At 72.3% G+C, this 20,578-nt stretch carries 22 protein-coding genes and 1 pseudogene; 11 read left to right on the top strand and 12 right to left on the bottom strand.

Annotated elements, in window-relative coordinates; all coding sequences use genetic code 11:
- The first annotated feature begins 17 nt into the window (after window positions 1-17).
- The gene (locus tag ACQY0Z_RS23100; RefSeq protein ID WP_254587694.1) at window positions 18-287 is read left to right on the top strand and encodes an antitoxin; all 270 of its coding nucleotides are present in this window, start codon (window positions 18-20) and stop codon (window positions 285-287) included.
- A gap of 68 nt (window positions 288-355) precedes the next feature.
- Here ACQY0Z_RS23100 and ACQY0Z_RS23095 read toward each other — a convergent pair whose 3' ends face one another.
- The 3 genes from ACQY0Z_RS23095 to ACQY0Z_RS23085 all read right to left on the bottom strand — a co-directional run bounded on the left by ACQY0Z_RS23095 (window position 356) and on the right by ACQY0Z_RS23085 (window position 3,320).
- Window positions 356-1,066, bottom strand: a complete 711-nt coding sequence (locus ACQY0Z_RS23095) for a class III extradiol dioxygenase subunit B-like domain-containing protein (RefSeq protein WP_381727102.1) — start codon at window positions 1,064-1,066, stop codon at window positions 356-358.
- A 61-nt stretch (window positions 1,067-1,127) separates the two neighbouring features.
- Complete coding sequence (miaB, locus tag ACQY0Z_RS23090) at window positions 1,128-2,654, bottom strand: tRNA (N6-isopentenyl adenosine(37)-C2)-methylthiotransferase MiaB (RefSeq protein ID WP_189903784.1); 1,527 nt, start codon at window positions 2,652-2,654, stop codon at window positions 1,128-1,130.
- A 72-nt stretch (window positions 2,655-2,726) separates the two neighbouring features.
- Complete coding sequence (locus ACQY0Z_RS23085) at window positions 2,727-3,320, bottom strand: DUF7010 family protein (protein ID WP_189903782.1); 594 nt, start codon at window positions 3,318-3,320, stop codon at window positions 2,727-2,729.
- 132 nt (window positions 3,321-3,452) lie between these two features.
- Here ACQY0Z_RS23085 and ACQY0Z_RS23080 point away from each other — a divergent pair, with 132 nt between their 5' ends.
- A complete protein-coding gene (locus tag ACQY0Z_RS23080) occupies window positions 3,453-4,448 on the top strand; it encodes a TAXI family TRAP transporter solute-binding subunit (RefSeq protein WP_189903780.1) in 996 nt (331 codons plus the stop codon).
- Here ACQY0Z_RS23080 and ACQY0Z_RS23075 read toward each other — a convergent pair.
- The gene (locus ACQY0Z_RS23075) at window positions 4,427-5,860 is read right to left on the bottom strand and encodes a HAMP domain-containing sensor histidine kinase (protein ID WP_439812738.1); all 1,434 of its coding nucleotides are present in this window, start codon (window positions 5,858-5,860) and stop codon (window positions 4,427-4,429) included. The two genes, ACQY0Z_RS23080 and ACQY0Z_RS23075, sit on opposite strands and share 22 nt — an antisense overlap.
- A 9-nt stretch (window positions 5,861-5,869) precedes the next feature.
- Window positions 5,870-6,556, bottom strand: coding sequence for a response regulator transcription factor (locus tag ACQY0Z_RS23070; RefSeq protein ID WP_189903776.1), 687 nt, complete (start codon window positions 6,554-6,556; stop codon window positions 5,870-5,872).
- Window positions 6,557-6,837: 281 nt separating this feature from the next.
- Here ACQY0Z_RS23070 and ACQY0Z_RS23065 point away from each other — a divergent pair, with 281 nt between their 5' ends.
- The 8 genes from ACQY0Z_RS23065 (at window position 6,838) to ACQY0Z_RS23030 (ending at window position 13,481) form a co-directional block, all read left to right on the top strand.
- The gene (locus ACQY0Z_RS23065) at window positions 6,838-7,614 is read left to right on the top strand and encodes an amino acid ABC transporter ATP-binding protein (RefSeq protein ID WP_026244040.1); all 777 of its coding nucleotides are present in this window, start codon (window positions 6,838-6,840) and stop codon (window positions 7,612-7,614) included.
- An 83-nt stretch (window positions 7,615-7,697) separates the two neighbouring features.
- Complete coding sequence (locus tag ACQY0Z_RS23060) at window positions 7,698-8,537, top strand: glutamate ABC transporter substrate-binding protein (protein WP_137210355.1); 840 nt, start codon at window positions 7,698-7,700, stop codon at window positions 8,535-8,537.
- Window positions 8,538-8,621: 84 nt separating this feature from the next.
- A complete protein-coding gene (locus ACQY0Z_RS23055; protein WP_189903774.1) occupies window positions 8,622-9,287 on the top strand; it encodes an amino acid ABC transporter permease in 666 nt (221 codons plus the stop codon).
- The gene (locus ACQY0Z_RS23050) at window positions 9,284-10,189 is read left to right on the top strand and encodes an ABC transporter permease subunit (protein WP_189903772.1); all 906 of its coding nucleotides are present in this window, start codon (window positions 9,284-9,286) and stop codon (window positions 10,187-10,189) included. The genes ACQY0Z_RS23055 and ACQY0Z_RS23050 overlap by 4 nt, the downstream gene beginning before the upstream one ends.
- Before the next feature lie 291 nt (window positions 10,190-10,480).
- Window positions 10,481-12,121 carry an FAD-dependent monooxygenase gene (locus ACQY0Z_RS23045; protein ID WP_439812737.1) on the top strand — a complete coding sequence of 547 codons (1,641 nt, stop codon included), beginning with the start codon at window positions 10,481-10,483 and terminating at the stop codon, window positions 12,119-12,121.
- A gap of 182 nt (window positions 12,122-12,303) precedes the next feature.
- Window positions 12,304-12,390 (top strand): putative leader peptide, encoded by an 87-nt coding sequence (locus ACQY0Z_RS23040; protein WP_323807142.1) that lies wholly within the window; start codon window positions 12,304-12,306, stop codon window positions 12,388-12,390.
- Between the two features lie 111 nt (window positions 12,391-12,501).
- A complete protein-coding gene (locus ACQY0Z_RS23035; protein WP_347224477.1) occupies window positions 12,502-13,047 on the top strand; it encodes a cysteine dioxygenase in 546 nt (181 codons plus the stop codon).
- Window positions 13,044-13,481: a rhodanese-like domain-containing protein gene (locus tag ACQY0Z_RS23030; protein WP_439812736.1), complete on the top strand. Its 438-nt coding sequence runs from the start codon at window positions 13,044-13,046 to the stop codon at window positions 13,479-13,481. Before ACQY0Z_RS23035 ends, ACQY0Z_RS23030 begins: the two co-directional genes overlap by 4 nt.
- A gap of 33 nt (window positions 13,482-13,514) precedes the next feature.
- On the opposite strand, the gene recX is transcribed toward ACQY0Z_RS23030, so the two are convergent.
- The 4 genes from recX to ACQY0Z_RS23010 form a co-directional block, all read right to left on the bottom strand.
- Entirely contained in the window at window positions 13,515-14,324 is an 810-nt protein-coding gene (gene recX, locus ACQY0Z_RS23025) for a recombination regulator RecX (protein ID WP_439812735.1), read from the bottom strand.
- A 3-nt stretch (window positions 14,325-14,327) separates the two neighbouring features.
- Complete coding sequence (recA, locus tag ACQY0Z_RS23020) at window positions 14,328-15,443, bottom strand: recombinase RecA (RefSeq protein WP_189903761.1); 1,116 nt, start codon at window positions 15,441-15,443, stop codon at window positions 14,328-14,330.
- Window positions 15,444-15,683: 240 nt separating this feature from the next.
- Window positions 15,684-17,042 carry an AI-2E family transporter gene (locus ACQY0Z_RS23015; RefSeq protein ID WP_439812734.1) on the bottom strand — a complete coding sequence of 453 codons (1,359 nt, stop codon included), beginning with the start codon at window positions 17,040-17,042 and terminating at the stop codon, window positions 15,684-15,686.
- Window positions 17,043-17,101: 59 nt separating this feature from the next.
- Entirely contained in the window at window positions 17,102-17,296 is a 195-nt protein-coding gene (locus ACQY0Z_RS23010; protein ID WP_189903757.1) for a DUF3046 domain-containing protein, read from the bottom strand.
- Between the two features lie 80 nt (window positions 17,297-17,376).
- Here ACQY0Z_RS23010 and ACQY0Z_RS23005 point away from each other — a divergent pair, with 80 nt between their 5' ends.
- On the top strand, window positions 17,377-18,318 hold the full coding sequence (locus ACQY0Z_RS23005; protein ID WP_347224480.1) for a hypothetical protein: 942 nt from the start codon (window positions 17,377-17,379) through the stop codon (window positions 18,316-18,318).
- A gap of 192 nt (window positions 18,319-18,510) precedes the next feature.
- Here the strand turns inward: ACQY0Z_RS23005 and ACQY0Z_RS23000 are convergent, their stop codons facing one another.
- From ACQY0Z_RS23000 to ACQY0Z_RS22990, 3 genes and pseudogenes are all read right to left on the bottom strand, one after another.
- On the bottom strand, window positions 18,511-18,819 hold the full coding sequence (locus ACQY0Z_RS23000) for an AzlD domain-containing protein (RefSeq protein ID WP_189903753.1): 309 nt from the start codon (window positions 18,817-18,819) through the stop codon (window positions 18,511-18,513).
- Window positions 18,816-19,568: an AzlC family ABC transporter permease gene (locus tag ACQY0Z_RS22995; RefSeq protein ID WP_189903895.1), complete on the bottom strand. Its 753-nt coding sequence runs from the start codon at window positions 19,566-19,568 to the stop codon at window positions 18,816-18,818. The genes ACQY0Z_RS23000 and ACQY0Z_RS22995 overlap by 4 nt, the downstream gene beginning before the upstream one ends.
- A pseudogene (locus tag ACQY0Z_RS22990) lies at window positions 19,451-20,473 on the bottom strand (AraC family transcriptional regulator); the annotation flags it as partial. The gene ACQY0Z_RS22995 and the pseudogene ACQY0Z_RS22990, both read right to left, overlap by 118 nt.
- Window positions 20,474-20,578: the final 105 nt, after the last annotated feature.

The raw sequence follows: 20,578 nt of genomic DNA, 5'->3' as shown, positions 1-20,578 counted from the left end.
GCTAGGGAAGGTACATCATGGGTCTCCTGGACAATCTGAAGGCCAAGCTCGGCCCTGCCAAGGACAAGGTCTCCGGCCTCGCGCAGCAGCACGAGGACAAGATCCAGCACGGTCTGGAGAAGGCGGCGCACACCGTCGACCGGAGCACCAAGGGCAAGTACAGCGACAAGATCCAGTCCGGTACGGGAAAGGCCAAGGAGGCCGTGGACCGCTTCGCGCACAAGAACGGTCCCGGTCCGGACGCGGGCGGCACCACGCCGCCGGCCGGGCCGCCGCCCGCCTCCTGAGCGGCACGAACGGCGGACGGCCGGGGCATCACGCCCCGGCCGTCCGCCGTTCGTTCACGTGTACGCGCCTAGGACCAGGTGGCGACGACGTACCCCACGCCGTACGGGGCGTCCTCGTGCAGCAGCACGCCCGACAGCCCGGCGCAACCCTCGGCCGCTCCGGCGAGCACCTGCCAGGGCGCACGGCCGGACACCTTCAGCTCGCGCGCGAGTCCGGGGTCCAGCGCGCGCAGGGCCGCCGTGTCGGCGGAGCCGAGCGCACGGGCGATCTCCGCGTCGTAGGGCGCGGCGCGTTCGTCGAGGTAGCCGGGAGCCTTCAGCGTGCGGCAGGCGCTGGCGTCGCCCATCACGAGGAGCGCCACCCGGTCGGCCCGGCCGGCCAGCCGCTGCCCCTCGGCGAGGCACGCGTCGGGTGCGAGAGACTCCCCCACGCCCCGCCCCTCGACGGGGGCGTCGGCCCATCCGGTCCGCCCCAGCAGCCAGGCGCCCACGGCGAGCCCGTACGGGAGTTCCCCACCGGCGCCGTCGCCCTCCCCCAGCCGTACGTCCAGGTCGACGCCGAAGCCGCGGAAGGAACCCGGGGTGCCCGCAGGGTAGGCGTGCGTCCCGGCGCCGTCGTCCGGGCCCACGACGACCAGCAGGTCGGGGCGGGAGGCCGCGAGCACGCCGAGCGCGTCGGTGCAGGCGGCGCGCGCGGCGTCCAGCTCCGGGGCGGCGCCTGCGGCGACCTCGGGCACGAGCAGCGGCGGGCAGGGGCAGGCTGCGGCGGCGACAAGCATGATCAGCAGCCTACTGCGGCCCTACGGACCCGCCCGCCGGGGCGGGTCCGGGGCAGGGGCGTCAGTCGACGGCGCAGCCGCCGCTGACCGCCGGGAGCGGCTCGGGCACGCCCACCTTGGGCAGGCCGAGCAGCACGCCCGCGGGCTTGGCCGCCTTCTCCGCCGTGCGCTTCTCCCAGGCGTCGCCCGCACGGGTGCGGCGCACGTCGAGGACGGGGCCCTCGGCGAGGAGGTGGTGCGGGGCCGCGTAGGTCACCTCGACGGTGACGACGTCACCGGGGCGGACCTCCTGGTCGGGCTTGGTGAAGTGCACCAGGCGGTTGTCGGGGGCGCGGCCGGAGAGGCGGTGGGTGGTGTCGTCCTTGCGGCCCTCGCCCTCGGCGACCATCAGCTCCAGGGTGCGGCCGACCTGCTTCTTGTTCTCCTCCCAGGAGATCTCCTCCTGGAGGGCGACGAGACGCTCGTAGCGCTCCTGGACGACCTTCTTGGGGATCTGCCCGTCCATCTCGGCGGCCGGGGTGCCGGGCCGCTTGGAGTACTGGAAGGTGAACGCCTGCGCGAAGCGGGCCTCGCGGACGACGTGCAGCGTCTGCTGGAAGTCCTCCTCGGTCTCGCCGGGGAAGCCCACGATGATGTCGGTGCTGATCGCCGCGTGCGGGATGGCGGCGCGGACCTTCTCGATGATCCCGAGGAAGCGCTCCTGGCGGTAGGAGCGGCGCATCGCCTTGAGGACCGGGTCGGAACCGGACTGCAGGGGCATGTGGAGCTGCGGCATCACGTTGGGCGTCTCGGCCATGGCGGCGATGACGTCGTCGGTGAAGTCGCGGGGGTGCGGGGAGGTGAAGCGGACGCGCTCCAGGCCGTCGATCTTCCCGCAGGCGCGCAGCAGCTTGCTGAAGGCCTCGCGGTCGCCGATGTCGGAGCCGTAGGCGTTGACGTTCTGGCCGAGCAGGGTGATCTCGGAGACGCCCTCGGCGACCAGCGCCTCGATCTCGGCGAGGATGTCGCCGGGGCGGCGGTCCTTCTCCTTGCCGCGCAGGGCGGGGACGATGCAGAAGGTGCAGGTGTTGTTGCAGCCGACGGAGATCGACACCCAGGCGGCGTAGGCGCTCTCGCGGCGGGTGGGCAGCGTGGAGGGGAACGCTTCCAGCGACTCGGCGATCTCGACCTGCGCCTCCTCCTGGACGCGGGCGCGCTCCAGCAGCACCGGCAGCTTGCCGATGTTGTGCGTGCCGAAGACCACGTCCACCCAGGGGGCGCGCTTGACGATGGTGTCGCGGTCCTTCTGCGCGAGGCAGCCGCCGACCGCGATCTGCATGCCGGGGCGGCTCGCCTTCTTCGGGGCGAGGTGGCCCAGGTTGCCGTACAGCTTGTTGTCGGCGTTCTCGCGGACGGCGCAGGTGTTGAACACGACGACGTCGGCCTCGCCGTCGGAGCCCTCGGGGGCGCGGACGTACCCGGCGTCCTCCAGCAGCCCGGCGAGGCGCTCGGAGTCGTGGACGTTCATCTGGCACCCGTAGGTGCGAATCTCGTAGGTCCTGGTCGAGAGAACGTCCACGGCGGGGCTCCGGTCACTGCTGCTGGTCATGGCAACAAGGGTAGGCGTTTCCCGGAGCGGTTCCGCCCGGTGTTCCCCTCCCGCCCCGTTCGGCCAGGTGGCTCAGCCGCGTACGGCCAGGTGGCAGCCGGAGGCCCAGAGGACGGCGGCGCAGGCCAGACCCACCACGGCCCGCACGGACTCGGCGGACAGGCCCGCCAGGACCAGCACGGCGCCGACGACGGCCACGGCGGTGAGCAGCGCTCCGGTCCACCGGTACTGCCACTGGTCGTAGAGCCGGGCGAGCGGGAAGAAGTGCAGGCCCACGACGAGCGCGATGCCGGCCGGGACGTACTCCGGGTGGCCGGAGGCGTTGGCCGCGGCGATCACGGCGACGATCGCCAGCAGCTCGACGCCGTTCACGAGGCCCACCCCGCGGGCCCAGTTCGCGGGCAGGTCCACCGTGCGGGGCGAGGGCCGGGCGTCCTTGCGAAGGCCCAGGTACAGCGCGACCGCCGTGATCACGAGCGCCACGGCTTCCACGGCCACCGGCACCGCGTCCGTCGCCGCGCCCGTGCCGGAGGCGCCCGCGAAGGCCCAGACCAGCGCGAACACGGACAGCACGACGGTGCCCCGGCGCCGCAGCTGCCGGGTGAGCGCGAGGCACTCAGCGTCGGAGGCGGACGGCGTCGGCGCGGGCTCGGTGGAGGACGTCATCGGTGGAGGCTACAGCGGCCGCCTCAACTCGGCCCGGCGTTTCCCCACTTCACGGTCCGCGTGCGCCACGGCCGGTTCTCCCCGTGATTTCCGCCCTGGTCAGCGAGGCACCGGGCTGGCAGGATCGCCGCCATGTCCCACGTGCTGTCCCGCATCGGCAGGCGGCGGGCCCTGCGGGGCGCGGCCGTCGGCCTCGTGGTGCTCGGGCTGCTGCTGTGGTGGGTCGCGCCGTGGCGTGAGGAGGCGCCCGGCGGGACGATCACGATGAGCACCGGCACCCGCGCCGGCGTCTACCAGAAGTACGGCGAGCTGCTGCGGAGCGCGCTCGGCAAGGACATGCCGGATCTGGAGGTGCGGCTGGAGACCAGCGACGGCTCCTGGGAGAACGTCCGCCGGGTCGCCACCGGGCAGGCCGACTTCGCCCTCGCGGCGGCCGACGCCGTGGAGACGTACCGGCAGGAGGGCCGCACCGGCGCCGCCGGGCTGCGCGGGGTGGCGCGTCTGTACGACGACTACGTGCAGCTCGCCGTCGCACCCGACTCGGGCATCCGTACCGTCGCCGACCTGCGGGGCAAGCGGGTCGCCATAGGGCCGCCGAAGTCCGGGGTGCGGCTGATCGCGAACCGGCTGCTGCGGGCGGCCGGGATCGACCCGGAGCGGGACATCGTGCCGTCCGCGGACGGCATCGACACCGGGCCCGGGCGCCTGGGGCACGGTCTGGACGCCTTCTTCTGGTCGGGCGGGCTGCCCACGGACGGGCTGAAGAAGTACGCGGAGGACTCCGCGCTGCGGTTCGTGCCGATCGACGCCTCGCTGATCGCGAAGGTGCACGAGAAGGGCAGGGCCACCCGCTACTACCGCGCGACGAACATCCCGGAGTCGGCCTACCCGGGCAGTCAGCTCGGCTCGGCCGTGCCGACCATGGCGGTGTCCAACCTGCTGATCACACGCGCGGACACGGACCCCCGGCTCACCGAGTGGCTGACCCGGATCGTGCTGAAGAGCCGTGACGGCATCGGCGCCCATGTGCACTCCGCGCAGCTCGTCGACGTGCGCACCGCCATCTACACCGACCCGCTGCGGCTGCACGAGGGCGCCCGCCGGTACTACCGGTCCGTCAAGCCCTGACCTTCCGCCTCACCCGCGGGGGCGTTGCGCGGCACGCTCACGGTCACCCGCAGTCCGTGCGGCTCGTGCCGTTCGTAGGTGATCGAGCCGCCTCCCGCGGCGAGCAGCGCGCGGGAGATGGACAGGCCGAGGCCCGAGCCCTTGACGTTCTGGTGCCGTCCGCTGCGCCAGAAGCGGTCGCCGACGCGGGTCAGCTCCTCGTCGGTCAGTCCGGGGCCGTTGTCGGTGACGACGACGGTCGCCGTGTCGCCGTTGGAGGCGACGGTCACCTCGACCGTCTCGCCGGACGGGGTGAACTTCACCGCGTTGTCGATGACCGCGTCCAGCGCGCTGGACAGCGCCACCGGGTCCGCCCAGGCGGTGGTCGCCGGGCAGACGCCGGTCAGCGTGACGTCCTTGGCCTCGGCGGTCGGCGACCAGGCGGCGACCCGCTCGGCCGCCACCGCGCCGATGTCGACGATCTGCAGGTCGGGCGCGCTGTGCTCGGCGAGGGCCAGGTCGAGCAGGTCGTCGAGGACCTGCGCCAGCCGTTTGCCCTCGGCGCGCACGGAGGCGATCTCCTCGTTGCCCTCGGGCAGCTCCAGCGCGAGCAGTTCGATGCGCAGCAGCAGCGCGGACAGGGGGTTGCGCAGCTGGTGGGAGGCGTCGGCGACGAAGGCGCGCTGCTGCTCCAGCACGTTCTCGACGTTGTCCGCCATCTCGTTGAAGGAGCGCGCGAGGCGGCGCAGCTCGGGCGGGCCGCCGGCCTCCGCGACGCGGGACTTCAGCCGGCCGGTGGCGATGTCGTGGGTGGTGGCGTCGAGGACGCGCACCGGGCGCAGCACCCAGCCGGTGAGGCGGAGCGCCGCGCCGACGGCGAGCAGCATCGCCGCGGCCTCCCCCGCGGCGATGACCAGCCAGCCCTGGAGGATGCGGGAGCGCATCTGCCCGGTGGGCGAGTCGGTGACCACCACCGCGACGACGTCGCCGTCCCGGATCACCGGTGAGGCGACCACGAGGGTGCTCCGCTGCCAGGGCCACACCTGCTCGGGGTCGTGGCTGCGGCGGCTGAGCAGCGCCTCCTCGAAGGCGTCCCTGACCTCGCCGGCGCGCGGCAGGAAGAAGTCGTCGGGGGCGTGCGCCATGGGGGCGTCGTTGCGGTAGAAGACGCCGGCGCGGATGCCGTACACCTCGTGGTAGCTGCGCAGCTCGGCGCTGAGGGTCTCGCGGCGCTCGTTGATGTCGCCGCCGGAGGTGTCGGCGGGCTCGGTGACGAACTGGGCGAGGGCCGCGAAGCGCGCGGTGTCGTCGATCCGGTCGACGACGACCTTCTGCTGCTGGGCGCCGGCGAGGCTCACCGCGAGCGGCACGCCGAGGGCGAGCAGGACGGCCGCCATCAGGACGATGAGCAGCGGCAGCAGTCGTGTGTGCACCCGGCCCCGCTACGCGGCGGGCGCGACGAGCCGGTAACCGACGCCGCGCACGGTCTCGATCAGGGCGGGCATGCGCAGCTTGGAACGCAGGGACGCCACATGCACCTCGAGGGTACGTCCCGTTCCCTCCCAGCTGGTGCGCCACACCTCGCTGATGATCTGCTCCCGGCGGAAGACGACCCCCGGCCGCTGTGCCAGCAGCGCGAGCAGATCGAACTCCTTGCGGGTGAGCTGGACGGGCGTGCCGTTGACGCTGACCTGCCGGGTGGGCAGCTCGATGCGCACCGGGCCGAGGAGCACCTGGGTCTCCGTGGAGCCGGTGGCCTCCTCGTGGACGCTGCGCCGGCTGACGGCGTGGATCCGGGCGAGCAGCTCCCCGGTGTCGTACGGCTTCACCACGTAGTCGTCGGCGCCGAGGTTGAGGCCGTGGATGCGGGAGCGCACGTCGGAGCGCGCGGTCACCATGATCACGGGGGTGCTGGTGCGCTTGCGTATCTTGCCGCAGACCTCGTACCCGTCCTGGTCGGGCAGGCCGAGGTCGAGCAGGACGACGCCGAAGCCGTCGCTCTCGGGGACGAGCGCCTGGAGGGCCTCCTCGCCGCTGCGCGCGTGGGTGACGTCGAAGCCGTGGCGGGCCAGCACGGCCGACAGGGCCGCGGCGACGTGGTTGTCGTCCTCGACGAGCAGCAGTCTCACCAGGGCTCCCTTCGGTTCATCGGCCGTTTGTCGGGTGTGTCCATCATGGCCACACGCGGATGCACCTTGCAGTCACGCCGATGAGGGAGGACCACGTCAAGAGGGTTCCGGTTGCGCTTCGGTACCGTTGCCTCGCGCGGACGCGTTCCAGGTCACAAGTGCTACGACAGGTGTCCGATTGCTATCGGATCGTGATGCTCAGATTCCCCTCAGATGTAATGACGCAGGTCTGAAGGGTTACTACTGTCCTCCGAAACCGAGGAGGACGGAGCCTGAGAGCGATGACCGAAGTATCGGTGGCCAAGGAAGATGTGGCCGCGACCGGCGATCTGGTCGTCCTGAAGAGCGTCAACAAGCACTTCGGCGCGTTGCACGTTCTCCAGGACATCGACCTCACGATCGCGCGTGGCGAAGTCGTCGTGGTCATCGGACCCTCCGGGTCCGGGAAGTCCACCCTGTGCCGCACCATCAACCGTCTGGAGACGATCGACTCCGGCTCGATCACGATCGACGGCAAGCCCCTGCCCGACGAGGGCAAGGCGCTCGCGAAGCTCCGTGCCGACGTGGGGATGGTCTTCCAGTCCTTCAACCTCTTCGCGCACAAGACCGTGCTCGAGAACGTGACGCTCGGACAGGTCAAGGTCCGGAAGAAGGACAAGAAGGAGGCTGAGGAGCGGGCGCGTGCCCTCCTCGACCGGGTCGGCGTGGCCGCACAGGCCGACAAGTACCCCGCACAGCTCTCCGGTGGTCAGCAGCAGCGCGTCGCCATCGCGCGGGCCCTGGCGATGGAGCCCAAGGTCATGCTCTTCGACGAGCCGACGTCGGCTCTCGACCCGGAGATGATCAACGAGGTTCTCGAAGTCATGCAGCAGCTCGCCCGTGACGGCATGACGATGATCGTCGTGACCCACGAGATGGGCTTCGCGCGTTCGGCCGCGAACCGCGTGGTGTTCATGGCGGACGGCCGCATCGTCGAGCAGGCGACGCCGGACCAGTTCTTCAGCAACCCGCGCAGCGACCGTGCCAAGGACTTCCTGTCGAAGATCCTGCACCACTGAGGCACGGCGCAGCGCCCCTGCCGACCTGCGTCACCGGACATTGACCGGGCCGCACCACTTCACCAGTCAAAAGGATGTGCACCATGAAGCTCCGCAAGGTCACCGCCGCCTCGGCCACCATCTTCGCCCTCGCCCTGACCGCCACCGCCTGCGGCGGCGGCGACGGGGACAACGAGTCCTCGGGCGGCGGCGGCAAGGACAAGATCACGATCGGCATCAAGTTCGACCAGCCGGGCCTCGGCCAGAAGACCCCGCAGGGCTACGAGGGCTTCGACGTGGACGTCGCCACCTACGTCGCCAAGAAGCTCGGTTACGAGGAGAACCAGATCGAGTGGAAGGAGTCGAAGAGCGCCGACCGCGAGACCATGCTGCAGCGCGGTGACGTCGACTTCATCGCCGCCACCTACTCGATCACCCCGGAGCGCCAGGAGAAGGTCGACTTCGCCGGCCCGTACCTGCTCGCCCACCAGGACGTCCTGCTCCGCGCCGACGACGACAAGATCAAGTCGCCCGAGGACCTGAACAACGCGAAGCTCTGCTCCGTCACCGGCTCGACGTCCGCGCAGAACGTCAAGGAGAAGCTGGCGCCGAAGGCCCAGCTGCAGCCGTACCCGACGTACTCCGCCTGTCTGCCCGGTCTGCAGAACGGCGCCGTGGACGCGCTGACCACCGACGACTCGATCCTCGCCGGCTACGCCGCCCAGGACCAGTTCAAGGGCAAGTTCAAGCTCGGCGGCTTCAAGCTGACGAACGAGAACTACGGCATCGGCGTCAAGAAGGGCAGCGACCTCAAGGACAAGATCAACAAGGCCCTTGAGGAGATGGTCGCCGACGGTAGCTGGGACACGGCCGTGAAGGACAACTTCGGCCCGGCCAACTACAAGAACGAGCCCGCTCCGAAGATCGGCGACATCAAGAGCTGAGGCAGCGCCTGACCGTGTGCGCCGCCCCCGACGCGGGGCGGCGCACCGGGGCATGCATCCCTACACGCGGAAGCGCGGGAGATCGTGTTCGATTTTCTTGAAGATTACGACCTGCTGGGGGCCTTCTGGACGACGGTGCAGCTCGCTGTGCTCTCCGCCGTCGGCTCCCTGATCTGGGGCACCCTGCTGGCCGCCATGCGCGTCGGCCCGGTGCCGCTGATGCGCGGCTTCGGGACCGCGTACGTGAACATCGTGCGGAACATCCCGCTGACGGTCATCATCCTGTTCACGTCGCTCGGCCTCAACCAGACCCTGGGCGTCAGCCTCGGCGCGGACGACTTCGAAACGATCAACTTCCGGCTCGCCGTCCTCGGTCTGATCCTGTACACCTCGGCCTTCGTGTGCGAGGCGCTGCGCTCCGGCATCAACACCGTGCCGGTCGGCCAGGCGGAGGCCGCCCGCGCGCTCGGCCTGAACTTCAACCAGGTGCTGGGCCTCGTGGTGCTGCCCCAGGCGTTCCGTTCGTCCGTCGGCCCGCTGGCGAACGTCCTCATCGCACTCATCAAGAACACCACGGTGGCCGCCGCGATCGGCGTCGCCGAGGCGGCGCTGCTGATGAAGGAGATGATCGAGAACGAGGCGCAGCTGCTGCTGATCTCCGCGATCATCGCGTTCGGTTTCGTGGTTCTGACGCTGCCGACCGGCCTGTTCCTCGGCTGGGTGGGCAAGAAGGTGGCGGTGAAGCGATGAGCTCCGTTCTGTACGACGCCCAGGGGCCCCGCGCCAAGCGGCGGAACGTCATCTTCACGGTGGCCTTCCTGCTCGCCCTCGCCGCCCTGCTGTGGTGGGTGTTCAGCACCCTCAACGACAAGGGCCAGCTCGAGTGGGCCCTGTGGAAGCCGTTCTTCACCGGCACCGAGGCCTGGACCACGTACATCTGGCCGGGTCTGCAGAACACGCTGAAGGCCGCCGTACTCGCGGTGATCATCGCGCTGCCGCTCGGCGCGGTCCTGGGCATCGCCCGTCTCTCGGACCACGCGTGGGTCCGCGTCCCGGCCGGCATCGTGGTGGAGTTCTTCCGCGCCATCCCCGTGCTGGTCCTGATGATCTTCGGTCTGGCGCTGTTCGCCGAGTACACCAACGTCAGCTCCGACGACCGTCCTCTGTACGCGGTCGTCACCGGCCTGGTGCTCTACAACGCCTCCGTCCTCGCGGAGATCGTGCGCGCCGGCATCCTGTCGCTGCCCAAGGGCCAGTCCGAGGCCGCGATGGCGATCGGCCTGCGCAAGAACCAGCTGATGCGGCTGGTCCTGCTGCCGCAGGCGGTCACCGCGATGCTCCCGGCCATCGTCAGCCAGCTCGTCGTCATCGTGAAGGACACCGCCCTCGGCGGCGCCGTCCTCACCTTCCCCGAGCTGCTCGCCTCGGCCAACACGATGAGCGGCTACTACGGCGCCAACGTGATCGCCAGCTTCACCGTGGTGGCGGTGCTCTTCATCGCGCTCAACTTCGCCCTCACCTCGTTCGCCTCCTGGCTGGAGGCACGCCTGCGCCGCAGCAAGCGCAGCACGGGCGCGGTGCTCGGAGTCGAGGACGTCGACGACATCAACGCCGCCGAGGTCGGCGGCCCGCACAAGACCGACGGCGTCTGACGCGCGACTCCTTCCTGACATGACTGTGGCCCGCCGGGAACGGCGGGCCACAGTCATGTCGGTGACCGGTCGTCGTCACCGTGACGGATGAGCGATGCGCCGTGGACTCATGTGATGAACTGTCACACGCTGGGACCGCTCCCGCGGCGGCTCATGATCGCCACCGCCCTTCGGTCACTTGACGCAAGCACCGGCAATGGGTTGCATACGTTCTGTGATCGTGCACCCTGCTCCATCTTCCTGTTCCCTTACGTCCTCCCCGACGTCACTCCGAGCAGGGAGCGCCGCGCCGTGGACCCGGTGATCGTCGTCGGAGCGGGGCCCGTCGGGCTCACGCTGGCACTGGCGCTGGCGCGTCAGGACGTCCCGTGCCTGGTCCTGGACGAGGGGCCGGGCAAGGACGAGCCCCGTCCCGCCCGCACCGCCGTGCTGCGCGAGGACACCGCCGCGCTGATGGAGCGGCTGACCGGCCTGTCCCTGGACCACGCGGGGTTCCGTTGGGCCGGATGGCGGTCGATGCGGCGCAAGCAGGTGACGAACGAGGTGGCCTTCGAGGACGCCGAGGCCGCTCCCCTGCACATCGCCCAGCACGTCCTGACCGGCGCGCTGCGCGCCGCCCTGGAGAACGAACGGCTCGTCAAAATCGCCGTGGACAGCCGGCTGGACACCATAGAGCAGGAACGGTCCGGCGTCACCGCCCACACCCGGGGCGCCTCCGGCACGTGGTGGCGCGGCAGTTACCTGGTCGGCTGCGACGGCCCCCGCTCCACCGTGCGCAAGCTCCAGGACATCCGCTTCCCCGGCCGCACCGCCGTGGAGCGTCACGCCGTCGCCGCCCTGCGCACCGAACTCCCCTGGCAGGACGAGGCGCTGCTGCACCGCTCACCGCCGTGGCGGACCTCCGGCCCCTCCGCCGGGGAGATCATCGCCCGCCCGCTGCCGGACGAGGTGTGGCGCCTGGACTGGCTGCTGCCGCCGGGCAAGGACCTCGTCACCCCGGAGATGCTGCTCACCCGCATCCGGGAGACCCTGGCCGGCTGGAACGGCGGCACGGTGCCCCCGTACGAACTCCTCGACACCGGCGTGCACACCGTCCACCACCGGCTCGCCCGGCGCTGGCGTGCCGACCGCGTCTTCCTCGCCGGGGACGCGGCCCACCTGCTCGGCGCGCTGGGCACGCACGGGCTGGACGAGGGGCTGCGCGACGCCGACAACCTCGCCTGGAAACTCGCCCTGGCCTGGCACCACGGCCCGCACGAGGCGCTCCTCGACAGCTACCAGACCGAGCGCCGCGCCCTCGTCGCCTCCCGGCTGCGCGCCGCCGACCAGGCACTGCCGCTGCTGCGCGGCGGCGGAGGACTGCGCACCTACGTCCCCGGCTCCTCCCGCAGCCTCGACACGCTGTTGATGGACGGTCACCTCGGGCGCGGGGCACTGGGCGCTCCCGGCACGTACGCCGACTCGCCCCTCGCGCCCGGCCGTCTGGAGGGCGAGGCCCCGGTCGCCACGGCTCCCGGGGCGACCGTCACGGACGTGATCGTCACCGCCGAGGACGGCACCTTCGTCCGGCTCCGGGACCGGCTCGGGCGGGGCGCCCTGCTGGTGGTCCTGATCGCGCCGGGCACGGGGGTGTGGGAACGCCGCCACTGGGTGTCCGCCGGGATCATGCCGCGCCTGGCCACCGCCGTCTCCGCGCTGCCGCACCGCGCGGAGCTGCTGGTCGCGGAGAGCTATCCGGGCGCGGCGGCCCACACGGTCCTGCTCGTCCGCCCCGACGGCCACCTCGTCACGGCCCTGAGCGGTGTCCGCCCGGCGGACATGTACGCGGCGGCGGAAACGGCCCTCGGCGGGCCGGTGAGCGGGACGGCGTCGGAGGCGGACGCCGGTGCCGAGGCGGGGGCGCGGGAGGACGCGGGGGCAGGATCGCGATGAGGTGGGGTGTGCGCTGAGCGCGTGACGGGCTGAGCCCCTGGCGCCCCGCGCACGCCCGCCCCACCACGCCCGGCGCGTCCCCCGTGCCCCCGGCTCGAACGCCGGAACGTCCGCGCCACGCCGGCGTCCACATCGTGGCGAGCGGTTGAACCCGGTCGCAGCCCCATGGTGTACTCCCGCTCATGACCGACACCCGCGTGCACCTGTGGCGGAGGGTCCACATGGACCTCCTCCGCTACGCGGGCTGCGTGTGTCGCCCGTCCTGTTGATTCGCGACGTTCCCCCTTCTTTCCGCGCGCCCTGACCGTCCGTCCCGGACTTCCCGGACGGCGACGTCGTCGACGCGCGCGCTCCGCGACTTCACCTCCAGGACGGTGCACATGTCTGTCTCCCCCGCTGCCCCCGCCCCCGCGTCCGCCCCCCGGTCCGCGTCCGCGCCGACGCAGGCCGAACTCCTCGACTTCGTACGGCGTGCCGTCGCCGACGCCGATCTGATCGCCTCGCTCCCGCTCGACCCCGAGGGGCGTACCTGGGTGCGGCTCGAGGGGCCGGGCGGCAGCGAGGCCTGGCTGATCGGCTGGCCGCCCGGCACCGGCACGGGCTGGCACGACCACGCGGACTCCGTCGGCGCGTTCATGACCGCGTCGGGCGAGCTGAAGGAGAACTCGCTCGCCGTACGGCTCCCCACCGACGGCTGGACGACCCTCGAACTCACCGGCGGCGTCGACCGGGAGCGGAGGCTGGCGACCGGAGAGGGCCGCGCCTTCGGCCGGCACCATGTGCACGAGGTGCTGAACGAGTCCACGGACCGGCACGCGATCTCCGTGCACGCCTACTACCCGCCGCTGCCGCGCATCCGCCGCTACAGCCGCACCGGCCAGACCCTGCGCCTGGAGCAGGTCGAGCGCCCGGAGGACTGGCAGTGAGCGGGACGGGAACCGAGGGGCACTCCGCCCAGGGCGACGGCCGGCCGCCCGGCATCGACGAGCTGCTTGAGCGCGTCCGCGCCGGATACCCCCGCGTCGAGGCCCAGGAGGCGTACGACGCCTGGCGGTCCGGCGACGCACTGCTCGTGGACATCCGGTACGCCGCCCTGCGAGAGCGGGACGGGCTGATCCCCGGCGCGCTGGTCGTCGAGCGCAACGAACTGGAGTGGCGGCTGGACCCGCGCGGCAGCCACCGTCTCCCCGAAGCCATGGGCCACGGCCTGCGCGTGGTCGTGGTCTGCAACGAGGGGTACGCCTCCAGCCTGGCCGCGGAGTCGCTGCACCGGCTGGGGCTGCGCCGGGCCACCGATCTGGTCGGCGGCTTCCAGGCCTGGCGGGCGGCGGGGCTGCCGGTGACGACGGCGGCCGCGTAACCGGGAGGGGCGCCCGGGTGTCCGGGCGCTCGCTCAGTACCCCTCGTCGCCGAGGAACTCGGTGTCCTCGCCTTCCTCCTCCAGCGCCTGGCGGACCACGCGCAGGGCGAGGCCCTCCGGGTAACCCTTGCGGGCGAGCATGCCGGCGAGGCGGCGTATCCGCTTGTCGCGGTCGAGCCCACGGGTGGCGCGCAGCTTACGGGCGACCAGTTCACGGGCGGTCTCCTCCTCCTGCTCGGAGTCGAGCCGGGAGACGGCCTCGTCGATCAGGGCGGAGTCGACGCCCTTGGTGCGCAGCTCCCGCGCGAGGGCGCGCCGGGCCAGCCCCCGGCCGTGGTGCCGGGACTCCACCCAGGCGTCCGCGAAGGCGCTGTCGTTGATCAGTCCGACCTCCTCGAACCGGGACAGCACCTCCTCGGCGGCCTCGTCGGGGATCTCCTTCTTGCGGAGGGCGTCGGCAAGCTGCTTCCGGGTGCGCGGGGTCCCGGTGAGCAGCCGCAGGCAGATCGCCCGCGCCCGCTCCACCGGGTCCCCCGGAGGTTCCTCCCTCTCCGCCCTCACCGAGTCGGAGGCGCCTCCGTCCGCCGCGGAGGCCTCGCCGAAGGAGCGGCGTCGGCGCCCGCGTCCACCGTGCGGCCCGCCGTCACGCGAGCCACCCGTCCGTGCCGTACGACCGCCGCGTCGCCGGCCTCCGCCTCCGCCCGCTTCCGGGAGGCCGGGGTCCGCGTCGTCGTACGCCGTGTCACCGCCGGCGGCCTGGTCCTCGCCGCCCACGGCGTCCCTCCCCCGTGGGACACCGGGGGCGTCGTACTCGTACTCGGCCCAGTCGGTTCGTCGGGCCACGGGTCAGCTCTTGGCCGCCGCGGCCTTGGACTTGGAACCCTTGGCCGCCGGGGCCGGCACGGCCGCGGGGTCGGCCGGTGCGGCGGCGTCCGCGCCTGCCTCGGCAGCAGCGGCCTCCTCGGGCCGTACGCCGACGCCCAGCTTCGTGAGGATCTTCTTCTCGATCTCGTTGGCGAGGTCGGGGTTGTCCTTCAGGAAGTTGCGGGCGTTCTCCTTGCCCTGGCCGAGCTGGTCGCCCTCGTACGTGTACCAGGCGCCGGCCTTGCGGACGAAGCCGTGCTCCACGCCCATGTCGATCAGGCCGCCCTCGCGGCTGATGCCCTGGCCGTAGAGGATGTCGAACTCGGCCTGCTTGAAGGGCGGCGCGACCTTGTTCTTGACGACCTTGCAGCGGGTGCGGTTGCCGACCGCCTCGGTGCCGTCCTTGAGGGTCTCGATACGGCGGATGTCGATACGCACGGAGGCGTAGAACTTCAGCGCGCGGCCACCGGTCGTGGTCTCCGGCGAGCCGAACATCACGCCGATCTTCTCGCGGAGCTGGTTGATGAAGATCGCGGTGGTCTTGGACTGGTTGAGCGCGCTGGTGATCTTCCGCAGGGCCTGGCTCATCAGACGGGCCTGCAGACCCACGTGGCTGTCGCCCATCTCGCCCTCGATCTCCGCGCGGGGCACGAGCGCCGCGACGGAGTCGATGACGATGAGGTCGAGGGCGCCGGAGCGGACCAGCATGTCCACGATCTCCAGGGCCTGCTCGCCGTTGTCCGGCTGGGACAGGATGAGGTTGTCGATGTCGACGCCGAGCTTCTTCGCGTACTCGGGGTCGAGAGCGTGCTCCGCGTCCACGAACGCGACCTGGCCGCCGGCCCGCTGGGCGTTCGCCACCGCGTGCAGGGTCAGGGTCGTCTTACCGGAGGACTCCGGTCCGTAGATCTCCACCACACGGCCGCGCGGCAGGCCGCCGACGCCGAGAGCCACGTCGAGCGCGGTCGACCCGGTCGGGATGACCTCGATGGGCTCCTTCGACCGCTCGCCCATGCGCATGACCGCGCCCTTGCCGAATTGCCGTTCAATCTGTGCGAGCGCGGCGTCGAGCGCCTTCTCGCGGTCGGTTCCTGCCATGGGTTCCACCCGGTTTGCTTGAGTCGATCGCTTCACGTCAAAGACGCTAACGCCTGCCACTGACAACGCGCCCCGACGCACGTCCGGCCTGTGGATAACCCGGGCCCATACCCGCCCCTACTGGGGCAGAACGCCCGGCGTTGAGCCTCACCGGCTCCCCCATAAGAATGGATGTTCGATTTTTGTGTCAAGCTGCACCGCCGGGGATCCGCGCCCCGCTATGTCAGAGGCTTCGGGCCCTCACGACGCTCCGGGCGTCCCGCCGTCGCCGGTTCCGGCCGGGCCTGTCGCGCCGGCCGAACCAGCCGCACCGGAGGCGGCCCCTCCCCCTCCGGCCACTCCGGCACCGGCCGTCGGCCCGGCGCCGCCGCTCACCGGACCCCGCTGGGCCCACAGCCCCCGGACCCGCCGTCCGAAGGCGCTCGCCCCGCCCGACCCTCGATGCCCGTGCACCCGCGGGTCGTCCGTGACGTCGTACCGCTTCACGTACGCGCCGAGGAACGCCTGGAGCGTGGCCACCGCGGGGATGGCGATCAGGGCGCCGACCGCGCCGAGCAGGGCCGTGCCCGCGATGACCGAGCCGAAGGCGACCGCCGGGTGGATGTCGACGGTCCGGGCGGTCAGCTTGGGCTGCAGCACGTAGTTCTCGAACTGCTGGTAGACCACCACGAACACCAGCACCCACACCGCGTACCAGGGCGCGACGGTGAAGGCGATCAGCATGGGCAGCGCGCCCGCCAGATACGTGCCGATGGTGGGGATGAACTGCGAGACCAGACCGACCCACACGGCCAGCACGGGCGCGTAGGGCACGTCGAGGAACTCGAGCAGGACGTAGTGCGCGAGGCCCGAGATGAGGGCCATCAGACCGCGCGAGTAGAGGTAGCCGCCGGTCTTGTTCACGGCGATCTCCCAGGCGCGCAGCACCTCGCTCTGCCGGGCCGGCGGCAGGACGGAGCAGATGGTGCGGCGCAGCCGGGGACCGTCGGCGGCGAAGTAGAACGAGAACAGGGCGATGGTCAGCAGCCGGAAGAGCCCGCCGAGCACCTGGGCGGACACGTCCAGCACGCCGGTGGCGCTGTTCTGCACGTAGTTGCGCAGCCAGTCGGACCGGAGCAGGTTCTCCTGGATGTCGACGCGCCGCAGCTCGGTGTGGAAGTGGGTGTTGATCCAGTTGATCACCGAGTCGAGGTACTGCGGGAAGTCCTCGACGATCTTGATGATCTGTTCCGCGAGCATCGAGCCGAGCAGCGTGACGAAGCCCGCGCCCACGACCAGGGTTCCGATGAAGACGAGGAAGGTGCCGAAGCCCCGGCGCACCCCGCGCGCGGCCATCCAGCTCACCGCGGGTTCCACGGCGAGCGCCAGGAAGAACGCGATCAGGACGTTGATCAGCAGCCCGGTGAGCTGGTGGAAGGCCCAGCTGCCGAGCTGGAAGACGGCGATCAGCGCGAGCGCGAGCACCATGGCGCGCGGCAGCCATCGCGGCATCCGGGCGTTCGTCCGGGGCGCGGGGTCCGCCGGCGGGCCGGCGGGCGGGGGCGTGCCGGGCGCGGTCGTGTTCTGGCCCGCGGGCCCGGTCTCGTCGGTGGCTGCCACGGCCCAAGTCTCACCCACGGCCACGACAACTGTCCGCTCCCGTGGGGGTTATGTGACGATCAGCGCAGTTCCCGGGGGACGTTCATGACGGCGCACACCACCTGCCAGACGTCCTTGGCGTCCCAGCCGGCCGCCAGGGCCTCGTGGACGGTCCGTCCGCCGAGTTCGGACATGACATGGTCGCGCGCGAAGGTGTCGGCGTAGCCCGCGCCGAAGTACTCCGTCATGCGCTCCCAGAAAACCGTCAACCGCATGCCCCCCAGTATCCCGCCTGCGGGGGTGGCACCCCGCCATGGGCCCCACGGGGTTCCGCCGCGCCCCTACGGTCGGTGCCATGGCCGACATCGCAGCCGTACCGCTCACCCCGGCGTCCCCGCCGCACGGCACGCTCGCGCGCGCGGAGCGCTTCGTGTGGCTCACCGCGCGCGTACTGGAACAGCGCCTGTTCGCCCATCACTTCCGCGACGGCGCACCGGGCCCGGTGGAGACCGCCCTGGAGGCATACCGGAATGACGACGGCGGCTACGGCCACGGCCTGGAACCCGCCCTGCGCGGGCCTGTCAGCCTGCCCGCGCACACGGCACGCGCGCTGGATGTGCTGGACGCCGTGGGGCGCTGCGACGCGCGCCGCGCGGAGGACGTGTGCCGTTTCCTGACGTCCGTCTCGACGGCGGAGGGCGCGCTTCCGGCCGTGGACGCGTACGCGAACGGCGGTGGGGCGGCAGCCCGCCTGCCCGGGTCGCTGTCGGCGACCGCGCCGGTGGTGGGGCTGCTGCACCGCAACGAGGTGTGGCACCCGTGGCTGTTCCGCGCGACCGACTTCTGTTGGCAGGCCGTCGAGTCCCTGGAGGCGGCGCGCCCCGGTGACGTGGCGGCCTCGGTGCTCTTCCTGGACCACGCCCCGGACCGCGCCCGTGCGGAGACCGCCGCGGAGCGGCTGGGGCGCCTGGTACGCCGGGAACGGCTGGTGGTGCTCAACCTGAAGGACCCGGACGACCGGCCTTCCGCCCCGGCCCCCTCCGGTCACGCCCACGGCGACCGCCACTTCCCTCACGACTACGCGCGCACCCCGGACTCACCGGCGCGCGCGTGGTTCGCCGACGCGGAGATGGACCGTTCCCTGGATGCCCTCGCGGCCGGGCAGCAGGACGACGGAGGCTGGCCCGCCCGCCGGCTCCCGGGTGCCCAGCCCACCCCGGCCGCGCTTCTGGAGGCACGTCCCATCGCGACGATCGAGGCGCTGCGCACGCTGGGTGCGTACGGCCGCCTGGTCTGAGGCGGCTTCCCACCGCCACAGGAGGCCGGACGAAGCGCCCGTCCTCCCGCCGTCCGACGACCGAGTCGTCGCGACCACCGAGGCGCCGCACACCTCGGCCGCATGCGTCTGCCCCCCTCGGGCACTACGCACCTCGGCCGCGCACGGCCCCGCCTGAGGTGGGCCCCAGAAGACCGGGCGAGGCACCCCGCCTCACGCGCCCAGTGCCCGCACCCCCGCCGTCACCAGCACCGCCGCCGCCACGACGAACAGGAACGGCGCGCGCAGCAGGAGCGCCACGGCGGCTGCCGCCAGACCGGCCGCGCGTGCGTCCAGCACCAGGGCGCGGCCGTCCGCGAAGGTCTGCTGGGCCGTGAGGGCGGCGAGCAGGGCGACGGGAAGCAGCGCGGCGAGGCGCCGGACGAGGGGCCGTTCGAGGACGCCCGCGGGCACCAGCAGCCCGGCGAGCTTCACGGCGTAGCAACCGACGACGGTCAGGACGATCGCGAGCCAGATGTTCACCGCTGCCCCTCCTTCGTGTGAGCCTCCGTGCGGGCGCGCGCGGCGGTCCTGCGGCCGTGCGCCCACAGGACGGCCGGAGCCGCCAAGGCGGCCACCAGGACCGGGACGCCGGCGGGCAGCACGGGCAGCAGGCCGAGCCCCAGCAGCACGGCGAGCGCGGCGACGGCCCGCTCGGCGCCGGTGCGCAGCATGGGGGCGAGCAGCGCGAGGAACACCGCGGGACCGGCCGCGTCCAGGCCCCACGCCTTGGTGTCGCCGATGGCGTCCGCGCCCAGCGCGCCCAGCAGGGTGGTGAGGTTCCACAGGACGTAGAGGCTGAGCCCGGTGACCAGGAAGCCTAGGCGGGCGGCGCGGCGGGTGGGCTGGGCGAGCGAGACGGCGGTGGTCTCGTCGATCACCCAGTGCGCGGCGAACGGCCGCACCGCGCGCGGCAGCGCCAGCAGCTGCGACAGCCGCAGCCCGTAGAAGGCGTTGCGCACGCCGAGGAAGAACGCGCCCGCGGCGGCCGTGACGGCGCCGCCGCCCGCCGCCAGCGCCCCGACCAGGGCGAACTGGGAGGCGCCGGTGAACACCAGCAGGCTGAGCGCGCAGGTCTGGAGCAGGCTGAGCCCGCTGCCCGCCGAGGTCACGCCGAAGGCGAACCCGGAGAGTCCGACGGCGACCCCGACGCCGAGGGCGTCCCGTACGACGGCGCCGTCCGGCTTCCCTCCGGCCCCGGGCGGGGCATGCCCTCCGCGATCGGACCGTATGTCCGCGTACTCGTGCTCTGCTGTCCGTTCCACTGCCACACCCCCGACGTTACGGAAAGCCCGCCGCGCGCGTCTTGTACGTTCTTGCGCTCGCGCTGGTAGGCGCCGGGCGGGACGCCGACGATGCGGGTGAAGTGCCGGTTGAGGTGCGGCTGGTCGGTGAAGCCCACGGTGACGGCCGCCTCGGACGGTGTCGTCCCCGCGTCCAGCAGCCGCCGGGCGCGCCGTACGCGCGCGTCGGTGAGCCAGGCGTGCGGGGGCATGCCGTAGGTGTCGCGGAAGGCGCGCAGCAGGGCGAACGGGCTGGTGCCCAGGTCGGCGGCGAGCTGCTCCAGGGTGGGCGGGGCGGCCATGCGCTCCTCGAGCACGGCACGCGCGCGTGCCGCGTTCCTGGCGCCGGCCGTGCGGACCTCGCGGCGCGGCAGTGTGCCGCCGTTGAGCCGCAGCAGCCGGGTCACCGCGACCCGCAGCAGGGTGTCGGCGGCGAGCGCGTTGCCCTCGTCGGTGGCCCGCAGCACCTGGTGGACGAGTCGCACGGTGTACGGGTCGTCGAGGACCGGCGTGACGAAGCCCGGGGTGCCGCGCAGGGTGGTGGTCTCGGCCGCGATCGCGGCCATGACGTCCGGCGACGGGTAGACGGCCCCGTACTGCCAGCCCTCGGGGACGCCCGCCCGGCCGGTGTGGGGCGTGTCCGGGTTCACCAGGGCGAGGGCGCCCGCGCCCGCGTACTGGTCGCCGCTCCCGTGGTGGAAGACCTCGACGCCGTCGGCGATGGCGGCGATCACGAAGTGCTCGTGGGTGTGCCGGACGAACGACTTCCGTATGTAGCGGGCGCGCAGCAGGTCGACACCGGGCAGTTCCTCGTACCGCCAGTGCCGCGCCCGTTCCTCTCGCGTTTGCGCCATACCGTCATTGTCACGCGGCCCGCGCGACGCCCGGACCGGTGTCCGAAGGCCCCGCCGGCGCCCCGGACCGGCCCGGTTGTCAGTGGCCGGGTGCACGATGGACAA

The organism is Streptomyces sp. P9-2 (assembly GCF_051903975.1).
Classification (GTDB): domain Bacteria; phylum Actinomycetota; class Actinomycetes; order Streptomycetales; family Streptomycetaceae; genus Streptomyces; species Streptomyces cellulosae.
Note: the sequence above shows the minus strand (reverse complement) of the source record. Positions and strands in the feature narration are given on the sequence as shown.